Here is a 7,067-nt window from a genome sequence, read left to right as displayed (position 1 = left end):
TCGATCGGCTGCCAATCAATCACCTGATCCAACTTCAATAGTGGGAAACGGTCGATGTGCTTGGCGATCATGGCTTGTGCGGTTTGCTGGAAGAAGGTGCTCATGGAAAATCCCCTAAATGTCTTAGTAGGAATTTAGGGGATTTGGGGGAATTTTGCAAAGGTCTCCTATTGCCTTGATGCACGGTTGCTTAGGTTAAAACTTCATCTCCAAAGTCAGGGTGTAATTTCGTCCCGGTGCGGCGTAGCGGTTATACCTGCCGACATTATTGTGCCTATTGACCGCTCCTTCGGCAGTCTGCCTTACAGACTCCCAAGTGGTATACCGGTAGTTGAAGAGGTTATACACGCCTGCGCGCAGGGTCAGGTGTTTCTTGATATTGTAATATCCGGAAACATCCGTAACATGCCAAGGCCGCGTCCGCCGTGATGCTGCTTTTTTAGCATTGGCATTACCGTTCAACAGCGCCTGGCTGCCTAGCAGTTCGTCAACAGATTTTGCCTTGGAATAAGTAAACATCGTATTGATGCCCCATATTCCGTCAGGATGGTCGTAACCCAAACCCAATACATATCGTGAAGGTTGGACGGCATCAAAGAGATATGAAGTTACAAACGTCCTGTCGGCGCGTATATCGGCATCTTTGACCTTGATACGGTTATAGGCAAGCGTGGAATACAACCCGTCCGGCAACCCGCCCCATACACCGTGCCAATCGATTTTACCCAAAATATTGATACCGGCTATCCGTGCATTTTGAGCATTTCGGTATCCGGGGTCGCCAGAAGCCGAAGTTTGCCCGTTTTGAGTTCGGGTTTCATAACCGAATGCAATCAGGTCGCGATAAGCATTGTTGAAATAGCTGGCTTCCAAATTGCCGAAGTCCCCTTTAAATACAATACCTGTCTCTCTATTAAAGGATTTTTCCGGTTTCAGATCCAACGTTTTCAAAGACTTCCCGGCTCTCCAGCCGTACATTTCGGCAAACGACGGTAGACGGAAGCCCGTAGAAGCGCGATAAGTCAAATCCATCCAGGTGAAAGGCTTGAGGACTACGCCTGCGTTCCAAGAAAGGTTGCGGTGAGTGCCGGTAGAGACACTCTTATCTTCCGAATGCGTACTGCGGTAATCGTAACGTATACCTGCTCCGACATCCGCCCACCTGCCCAAACGAACATTGTCTTGAACGGCTGCATAATAACCGTTGCCACCGATATTCCTCGGTGTGCAGTCTGTATAGGTGTTATTGCCGAAACGGCATATCGGCGATGTATTGACCGTGGTCTTGCCGATAGACACCCAATACGGTTTGCCTTGGCTTCCATTGGGTGACTGCGCCCCTTCCGGGATTTTCGATCCATATGCCTGAACTGCGTTTTGAAGATAATAATCGCTGTGGGACAATTGCGACTTAAAGCGGTCGTACCCTAGATTGATACTCAGATTGTGACGGATTTTGGCCGTATCAAATGCCTTTTTAAATACTGCTTGGAACAGGTTTCGGTTTTCTTCATAAATCATCCGGTCGGATTTATAGAAGGAATACGGTTTATTGCCGTCGGGACGGCAATTTTTATCCGAACCGTCGTGAGAGCAATGCGTCTGCTGCAAACGGTTGTCCAAATCTATACCTTGCCGGTCATAAGAAAGTCGGGCGTAATCGGCCCAGGTATCCTTGTCAGCATTATGGTAAACATATTCGACCCCGTACCGGTTTTTAGTATGGCGTTCATCATAAAACACGCCGGTACCGTAACCGATACCCTGCAATGTACCGCCCTCTCCCTGAACAAACAGCCTTTCGGCCTTATTATTGCCCGAATATTTGCCAAAGCCGCTCGGCGTACCGTTTCTCCGGACACTTTCATTCAGATCGGCCTCGGTAAAATAGGCAGGAACAGTCATATCCCGTGTATCAAAGGTCTGCTGCGTACGTTCAAGAACGGCTCCGACATAATGGCGGTTGTCCAAATGCCAACCCGGTCGGAACAGCCATGATTGGCTGCCATACTCAAGCGGGTCCGCAAGGAAGCGGCTGGGGCCGGTATAATCCTGCGTGCTGGCGGTTTTGCGCTCATCTTTGGCCAAAGCATCTTTTTTCGCATTGTCTTTACAGGCCGCATATCCATTGGAACATTCCTCTTCGACAATGAAATTTGCGTACGGATGGGTATCCTCGACCGGCATCAGCCGGTTGAAACTCTGCACACCTTTACTAGCATCTTTATGCGCATGGATTTCCTGCCCCCGCCGTTTAGTATAAATAAGGAGGGCTTCCGCACCGCCGCTGCGTCCTGCAAGCGCAAGGGACTGTGTCAGGGCATGGTCTTTTCCAGAATAGGCAGTTTTACTCTGAATGCCCCACTGTTTTCCCTCTCCGATAATGTCGGCTGCGGTTTTGGTTTGAAATGCGACCGAACCTGCCAATGCGCCGTTTCCGTATTCTGATGAATTCGAACCCTTGCTGATTTCAACGGCCTTAACGTTTTCATACTCAATTTCATTGATTGCGCCGCTGCTGCCCGCCGTCCTCGTCCCACCCAATGCCGCCTGCGCGGTGTAGGACTGTATTTGCGAAACGCCGTCTACCGTTAAGGAAACGCGGTTTTTATCCATGCCGCGTATTGAATAGCCGGAACTTGCGCCCCGACCCTGTTCGACCACGGCAATACCCGGATCGTAACGGGTCAGGTCTCGGATATTCAAAACCTGTTCTTTACTTAGCGTCTCGGAAGATTTGACCAGCTTGCCCAGCCCGGTTACTTCGTTATCACGGCGGGTTTTCTGTTTTTTCGCATTGACCTGCACGGTATCGAGCTGCTTTTCCCACACTTGTCCGGACGGTAAAACATCCGCATAAGCAGGCAGCGCAGTCATCAGCGACAGGCATAAAATATTTAATCGGAACAAATGTTGCTGTTTCATATCATTTCTCTACTTACTGCCTTCAGACGGCATTTAAAGCCGATATGCCGTCTGAAGAACTTTCCTCTGTCAACCGGCAGCCCAGTTTACCGGACAAGCTGTTGGCGTTTCGTACCGAATACCACTGCCGCCTTGCCGCTTTCTCCCTCCAATGTATTTCCGGAGAACGATCCGCCCATCTCAATGGCGTTTTTGCCGTAGAAGCCGCCGGACACATCTGCACGGATATTCGTTCGTTTCGGATCGATGGTATTTTTCGGATCTAATGCAAAGCCGTTTTCACCGGTTTTCGCCACACCTGAAAAACCGTTGCCCTGAATCGTGGCAGTGATGGTGAATACGGGGGCAATGCGGTCTTTCGCCGTCAGCATACCGTTGAGGGTTTTCTCGGCAAAATTAACTTTAAACTCCGCCCGGTTACCGCCTTCCTTATTGGAAGGTTCGGCACTCCAGCTCGTACCATTAACAATAGTACCCGACCATGTACCGCGATATACCGCCTCTCCCGCCGTTACAGGCATATCGGAAACCGGCGTACGGCTGCCCTGCAGGAACATATCGTGCGAACCGCCGTGTTCCAACACCCCGAAATGCAGGTAATCCAAATTGGAGCAGCATACCGACACCTTCACACCGTCTTTCTCAAATATATGCTGGAATGCCGTCTGAGTGCCTTCGGACGGCACAAGCGCAAGCTCTACGCCGTCAATCAGCAGTTTGGCCACGTTGCCGAAGCTGTCTATCTGTTTTTTCACAAAATCCGCACCGATGCGGTAAGCGTCCATAAAGGTTTCAGCCAATGGTTTTTCTGCACCGTCTTTCTGTTTCGCGCTGAATACGGCAAGCACTTTCTTATCGTTTGCCAAAAACTTGCCGCCCAACTCATCGCCCTGAGGCCCGTAGAAACCACCTTCCAGACTATCAGAATCAGAAACGAAGGGATGACCGTTCCCAGTATCTTTATCTGCAGCCAACGCCTTACCTTTGAAACGGTTACCGTGCAGGTTAGCCTGAATGTCGTAACGTTTAATTTGTTTGGCTTTATTTTCGGTTTCGTTATGGGTAATCCGGTTATTGCGGTAGAGCACGCCGGTCATGGTCTTGGCGGCGAAGTCCACCTCAAACTCGCTGGTCAGCCCAAAATCGGTCTGACCTTCCGGTGCCTCGCTTTTATTGCGCAACACATCCGCTTCCTCGGCAGACAAAGCCCCGTACCTATCGCCCGCTTGCGAATTACCCAACTGGGAAAACTTCTGTTTTTCCTTGGCATCGGTTACATAATCCCAAGTGCCTTTGTAAATCGACTTGCCCATCGGCAGAGCTTGGGAAGGATTGCTGCCTTTGTAGAAAAGGTAGCCGTCCGCGCCGGAAAGGGCGATATTGTTTTTGAAATCGATTTTATTGGCACCGTTGCGGTAGATATAGCCCGAGCGGACATATTGGAAATCCGTGTATCCTTCCACACGGCTTTTGCCGTCGCCCGTTGTGATGGATTCGTTCAGCGTACCCTTATCCATCGCAAAAATCTCATTCTTTTGGGGAAACTCACCCGGCTCACCCGCACCTAATTTCTCCCAATCCGCTTCTGATAATGCCTTATGATCTTCTTTATTTTTCGGGTGCCAGTTCCGACGCGGTATTTTGGCTGCAAAACCGTAAACCGGACGGTCGTTTTCCGCCGCCTGCGCTTCATCGGGTTTTGCCGGTTTTTCAGTTTGTTCGTCTTGGTATTTCGGTGCTTCGGACTGCGGGTTGTGCTGTTTCGTTTCCACGCTGTCCAAATCGAAACTGCCGCCGCCCGCGCAGGCAGAAAGCAGCAGCACAGGCAGGATACCGGCTGCTTGGGCAATAAGTGAATTTTTCATATCAACTTTTTTAAAAATGATAATAGTTTATATTTTATTAACTTAAAATGTAATTTGCAAACATTTTCTGACGTACCTTCACAAAAAACACCCGCACATCCTTACTCCGGATATGCGGGTGTTTGAGCAAACCTTGCCTAACCCAAAGACACCATTTCAATCTGCTCCATCGTCCTACCCAGAAAACGTTCGCCTATCGTTCTGAATTTCAAAGGAATATCGCTGACATAAAAACGATAGTCGGGATTATTGTTGTCAGTATTGAGTAATCCCTCCTGCGCAAGGACGCGTGCTGTTTTTTCATCCGTCGTAATTGCAGAATCAACCAACGCGACATTACCCGCCTCCCTACCGATTAAGGGCTTGAGCAAGGGAAAGTGCGTGCAGTCCAACACCAGCGTATCGATGCCGTCTGCAAGCAATGGTTTGAGGTATTCGCATACGGTCAGGCGGGTAACTTCATGTTCCAAACCAACCTTCCTCCACCAAAGGGACGAGCAGCGGCGCAGCCTGCGTGCGGACGAGCGTATCAGGGTTGTTCCTATGGATGGCGCGCGCATAAGCATTGCTGTTGACTATCGTATTGGTGGCGATAATGCCGATTTTATTGTTGCGCGTCGTTGTCAGCGCGGCTTTCGCGCCGGCGGAAATCACGTTCAACACAGGCATATTGCCCGTCTTTTGACGGATTTTCTGCCCCGCCACCGCCGCAATCGTATTACACGCGATAACCATCGCCTTAACATCGTATTCCAGCAGAAAATCGACAATCTGCATGGAGAAATGCTCAATGGTCGCCTTCGACTTCGTCCCATAAGGCACACGCGCCGTATCGCCGAAATAAATGATGTTTTCCATCGGCAGCCGCTTCATCAGCGCGCACACATTGGTCAAACCGCCGATTCCTGAATCAAAAACACCGATGGGGCGCTGCCTGCCGATATTTTCCATCCTTCTTCCAATCTGTCCTAAACATACAATCCGCGTATTGTACACGCGCCGCTTTTTCTTGACAGCCATGCCGTCTGAAAGCAGAACGCGTATTTGGCTGTATAATGCTCGACAGGAAGCATCCGCCCCTCGGGTGCAAAGTTTGCAAAACCTGCAAAACTGCCCATAATACCCCAAACCTTACAACAAACCGTTTCCATGTCTGATTTACCCTCCATCTCCCGATTCCTTGCCGATGAAGCCGCCACACTCGATTTGGGTGAAGCATGGTCTTCCCGTTTAAACGCACCCCTGGTCATTTATCTCAAGGGAGACTTGGGCGCGGGAAAAACCACGCTGACACGCGGAATCCTGCGCGGACTCGGTCATCGGGGACCGGTCAAAAGCCCGACTTACGCCATCGTCGAATCCTATCCGCTTAAACCCTTTACCCTGCATCATTATGTTAAACACCAAAGGCGCAACCAGCTCCGCCGCCAAATTCTTGGAACAAACCCAAAATAATGCCGACGCGGTCGGCGGCGTACCGACCAGCGGCAACCGCAATGTCGATACCGCCCTGCTCGACATGACGCAAACCGCCACACTGCGCGACAGCCGCAAACTCAGCAATCTGGTGCTTGAAGAATTGGGTAGGCTCAACCACTTGCACAAAGGCAGGGTGGACGAAGCCAATTTCGCCGTTTTGCGCGCACCCGATATGTCGTCTATCCTGGTCGAAACCGCCTTCCTGTCCAACCCTGCCGAAGAGAAGCTGCTGGGTAGCGAATCCTTCCGCCGGCAGTGCGCCTAATCCATTGCCTCAGGTATCCAACGCTACATCAACACTTCCGTATTGAAGCGGGGGTGATTCCGAAAAATAAATGCCGTCTGAACATTTTTCAGACGGCATTTTTGTACACTTTCCTCAACTGTTCGATCCCTGCACCATATCAATCAGGAACAGGCGGCAATCGAGGTTGCCGTTATAAAGTGGGATTTTGCGTTTTGGCGACAGGCGCATAAATTTGGGCATTTCCCTGTCGCCGGTAAACATGCCGACCCGCCAGCCGGCATAGTGTTTTTTCAACCACGTACCCAACTGCGGATAAAGTGCCTGCAAAGCGTGGACTTCCTCAAGGCGTACACCGTAGGGCGGATTGGACACCATAATGTCGCCCACGCCGTTCGGCCGGACGGACTGCACATCGGCAACGCTGAGGGAAACGATGTCGTCCACCCCGGCACTGCGTGCGTTGGCCAATGCCGTCTGAGACCTTTGCAAAAAAGCCCTTCCCCCGACAGCCGAAATCCAAACACAGGTTTTCGTCTATTTCCGCTCCTAAT

At 50.7% G+C, this 7,067-nt stretch carries 3 protein-coding genes and 5 pseudogenes; 2 read left to right on the top strand and 6 right to left on the bottom strand.

From position 1 onward, the window contains the following. From ACTHS4_RS11320 to ACTHS4_RS11300, 5 genes and pseudogenes are all read right to left on the bottom strand, one after another. Positions 1-104, bottom strand: a pseudogene (locus tag ACTHS4_RS11320) (IS5/IS1182 family transposase); the annotation flags it as partial. Positions 105-195: 91 nt separating this feature from the next. Beyond that, positions 196-2,925 carry a lactoferrin/transferrin family TonB-dependent receptor gene (locus ACTHS4_RS11315; protein WP_070825539.1) on the bottom strand — a complete coding sequence of 910 codons (2,730 nt, stop codon included), beginning with the start codon at positions 2,923-2,925 and terminating at the stop codon, positions 196-198. A gap of 86 nt (positions 2,926-3,011) precedes the next feature. Continuing rightward, complete coding sequence (locus ACTHS4_RS11310) at positions 3,012-4,790, bottom strand: transferrin-binding protein-like solute binding protein (RefSeq protein WP_070825540.1); 1,779 nt, start codon at positions 4,788-4,790, stop codon at positions 3,012-3,014. Between the two features lie 137 nt (positions 4,791-4,927). After that, positions 4,928-5,741 (bottom strand): annotated as a pseudogene (murI, locus tag ACTHS4_RS11305) (glutamate racemase). 17 nt (positions 5,742-5,758) lie between these two features. Further along, positions 5,759-5,959 (bottom strand): hypothetical protein, encoded by a 201-nt coding sequence (locus ACTHS4_RS11300; protein ID WP_070825541.1) that lies wholly within the window; start codon positions 5,957-5,959, stop codon positions 5,759-5,761. On the opposite strand from ACTHS4_RS11300, the pseudogene tsaE reads away from it, so the two are divergent. Both tsaE and ACTHS4_RS11290 read left to right on the top strand, forming a co-directional pair. Next, positions 5,940-6,185 (top strand): annotated as a pseudogene (tsaE, locus tag ACTHS4_RS11295) (tRNA (adenosine(37)-N6)-threonylcarbamoyltransferase complex ATPase subunit type 1 TsaE); the annotation flags it as partial. The gene ACTHS4_RS11300 and the pseudogene tsaE sit on opposite strands and share 20 nt — an antisense overlap. Then, positions 6,178-6,534, top strand: a pseudogene (locus tag ACTHS4_RS11290) (N-acetylmuramoyl-L-alanine amidase); the annotation flags it as partial. The pseudogenes tsaE and ACTHS4_RS11290, both read left to right, overlap by 8 nt. Before the next feature lie 114 nt (positions 6,535-6,648). On the opposite strand, the pseudogene ACTHS4_RS11285 reads toward ACTHS4_RS11290, so the two are convergent. After that, a pseudogene (locus tag ACTHS4_RS11285) lies at positions 6,649-6,993 on the bottom strand (class I SAM-dependent RNA methyltransferase); the annotation flags it as partial. Positions 6,994-7,067: the final 74 nt, after the last annotated feature.

This window comes from Neisseria sp. P0014.S009, assembly GCF_051958155.1.
Lineage (GTDB): Bacteria > Pseudomonadota > Gammaproteobacteria > Burkholderiales > Neisseriaceae > Neisseria > Neisseria flavescens_C.
This window is presented reverse-complemented; position numbering and strand designations above follow the sequence as displayed.